At 63.1% G+C, this 2,675-nt stretch carries 3 protein-coding genes; 2 read left to right on the top strand and 1 reads right to left on the bottom strand.

Features of this window, described 5'->3' with window-relative positions; translation table 11 throughout:
• Positions 1-481 precede the first annotated feature (481 nt).
• A complete protein-coding gene (locus EIP85_RS22495; RefSeq protein ID WP_127904436.1) occupies positions 482-937 on the bottom strand; it encodes a MarR family winged helix-turn-helix transcriptional regulator in 456 nt (151 codons plus the stop codon).
• 92 nt (positions 938-1,029) lie between these two features.
• Between EIP85_RS22495 and EIP85_RS22490 the strand changes: the two genes are divergently transcribed.
• Positions 1,030-1,512, top strand: a complete 483-nt coding sequence (locus EIP85_RS22490) for a cupin domain-containing protein (protein ID WP_127904435.1) — start codon at positions 1,030-1,032, stop codon at positions 1,510-1,512.
• Positions 1,513-1,629: 117 nt separating this feature from the next.
• Positions 1,630-2,148 (top strand): c-type cytochrome, encoded by a 519-nt coding sequence (locus tag EIP85_RS22485; RefSeq protein ID WP_127904434.1) that lies wholly within the window; start codon positions 1,630-1,632, stop codon positions 2,146-2,148.
• Positions 2,149-2,675 lie beyond the last annotated feature (527 nt).

Genomic DNA, 2,675 nt, shown 5'->3' with positions numbered 1-2,675 from the left:
GGCGTGGCTCCCGCTTGAGAAGCGCGCGGGATTACAATCGCTGCGGCTCTGGTGACGCCCGCGGGAAGAGGGCCCCCGCTGACAATGGACCTCGTGACCAGATGGCAACATCCATCGCAGGTCGTCGATCACGAGGGCACCCGTAGGCAGTATCGGGTAGTTCGGGCTAGGAGCCACCCTTCGCCGCCCGCAGCTCGAAGGGCAGTAAAGCGCCCTCCCAACCGTTCACGGCTGTGGGCGCGGAACCCGGTACCGGACCGACAGGTCTTCGTGGTTCGATGATGGGACGTCAGGAAAAGAGTACGCTCAGAACGGGTCGGTCGCAATTTTCCGTGTACGGGATCGGGTTGGCCGCAAAGGTCAGAGCGTCAAACTAGCTGAGCAGGTAGTCGCGATCGATCCAGACGATTGCAACGAACAAATGGCCGATCGCATCCTCGGGCAGATTGCTTCCCGAAGGGTACGATGGGTACAAAAGCCTTCAGCCTGAGTGTGAGACAGGCATGAGTTCGATGAGCGTGTCGCGGAGGGCCTCATAGCGGCGGTGGCCGACTCTTGCCGCCCATTCTGCCTCGACAGCTGCGTGCGCACCAATCGCAGTTTGATGAAGACGATGGCCGCGCTCCGTTAGCCTGATGAGGCGCGCCCTGCTGTCGGTCGGGTCGGTTTCGAGGGCTAGGTACCCGAGCCGCTCCAGGTCACGCAGGAGGTCGTTGATGCGCTGCTTACTGATCCGCACGTCAGCTCCGACCTCAGTAGGTCGTCGACCATCCGGGCCGGGCCACCGAAAAAGCGTGACGTGAGGCGGGCGCACATCGTCGAAGCCCGCCTCCACGACACCTGAATAGATCCTGTCCCGGATCTCGTGGAGCGCCCATCGCAATAGCGCTCCGATCTGAACCGGCGGGAGGTCGTTGTCGCATGGATTGCTTGACATGTCGTATGGAATCCGTATTAAAATGATACGGAACTCATACTATAGGCGGGGCCTCCCTTCAAGGGCGACTCCTTTGAGTTGGGGGAGGAGAAATGCCGATTTATGATGACCGAGTCACACACCTTCGAGTCGGCAAGGGCCGGTCCTTCGCACATTTGGGCACTGCAATCACGTTCAAGGACGAGCCTTCCGCGAATGGTGACACACTGCTCCTATTCGAGATGCGCATGCCCGCCCTGCATGGCGTGCCACCGCATCGAGAACAGAACCTGGAATCCTTCTACGTGCTCGAAGGTGCGCTGGAGATCGAGGCGGACGGCAAATCCTACTGCCTCAACGTAGGAGACTTCCTGAGCATTCGGCCGGGGGTGTGGCACGCCCTCCGCAACCCCGGCCCGGACTGGGTGAGGGCGCTGACCTGGGTGGCGCCGGGAAGTCAGCACGTGCGCTTCTTCGAGCGGCTGGGTGAGCCCATCGATGATCCGCGCCAACCGCCGGAGCCGGGCGGGCCGCCCGATCTGGAAGAGCTCGTTGCCGTGGCGCGGGACTGCGGGATGGATTTCGAACCGCAATAGGCGGCCTGGACCGTCTCTACTGCAGCAGTCGATTGCGATTTTCGTGTCGGCGGCCGCCGAAGGTTGCTCTTCGAACAGATCAGGAATGCACCGCCGCAAGGTCCTCAGGAGAAACAAATGGCCAATCTCGACAAATGCCTGAAAGTCGGCCTCGCCCTGCTAGCCGTGATGACCGCGCCCACGGCAAGAGCGGACAATCATCAGCTCGAACGGGGTCGATACCTTGTCACGATCATCGGGTGCACGGATTGCCATACACCCGGTGCACTCACGGGCAAGCCCGACACCGCCCGCTTCCTTGGCGGTGCGAATGTCGGCTTCCAACTGCCGGGCCTCGGCACGTTCGTGCCACCCAACCTTACCCCGGACAAGACGACGGGCTTGGGAGACTGGACGAAGGACCAGATTATCACCGCCTTCACGAAGGGGAAGGACCCGGAGGGCCGAACTCTTGCGCCGACCATGCCTTGGCGCGACTTTTCGAACCTGACCAAGACCGATGCAGACGCCATTGCGACCTACCTGATGTCGCTGAAACCCGTCAGCCACGCCGTCCCGGAACCATTCGGGCCAGACGAAAAGGTTCCCATTCTGGTTATGAAGGTTGTTCCGGGCAGCGGGATGCCGAAGGAGTGAACGCCGGCGACGAGAACCGCTCCGCTTGTGGCCCTTCGAGGGCGTGCACGGCATCGTCTTCCGACGCGGACACTGCAAAGGCCCAATTCAGGCAAACGGACGTCCGCCGGCCATTGGATGAAGGTCCGCATGGGTGAAGGTTTTCCGATGCGGGCCGCGTCGTGATGGCGGGGTCTGGGAGCGGCTTCGGCCCGCGTTGGCAAATCTCCCAAGGAGGAAGCCGCGGGGACTGGGCGCGGGCTATGGGGAAAGAGGGATGGCGGCGGCAGCTTCCATTGGTTGCCGCGCGAGCCTGGAGGCCGAGCTTGGATGCATGGCGTCGGCTGGCGCGGCGGATCCGACAAATTGGGTGCGCCGGTGAGGCGGGTCCTGCCGGGTTCGGGCGGAGGGGCAGGCCTCAGGCAATGACCTGGGTAGCCGGAGTGCAGGGAGCGCCCGGGGGCAGATTGTCGAGGGAGACGGGCGGTTCGTCATGCGGCCTGTTCTCGTGGCGGTGCGCGCGAGCGTGGGTGCTGGCCGCGGTGGAA

Origin of the sequence: Solirhodobacter olei (assembly GCF_004010155.1) — a bacterium.
Classification (GTDB): Bacteria; Pseudomonadota; Alphaproteobacteria; order Rhodobacterales; family Rhodobacteraceae; genus Solirhodobacter; species Solirhodobacter olei.
Note: the sequence above shows the minus strand (reverse complement) of the source record. Positions and strands in the feature narration are given on the sequence as shown.

Coding starts and splice junctions, on each gene's coding strand:
- EIP85_RS22490 (WP_127904435.1), top strand. CDS start 1,030: ATGCCGATTTATGATGACCGAGTCACACACCTTCGAGTCGGCAAGGGC.
- EIP85_RS22495 (WP_127904436.1), bottom strand. CDS start 937: ATGTCAAGCAATCCATGCGACAACGACCTCCCGCCGGTTCAGATCGGA.
- EIP85_RS22485 (WP_127904434.1), top strand. CDS start 1,630: ATGGCCAATCTCGACAAATGCCTGAAAGTCGGCCTCGCCCTGCTAGCC.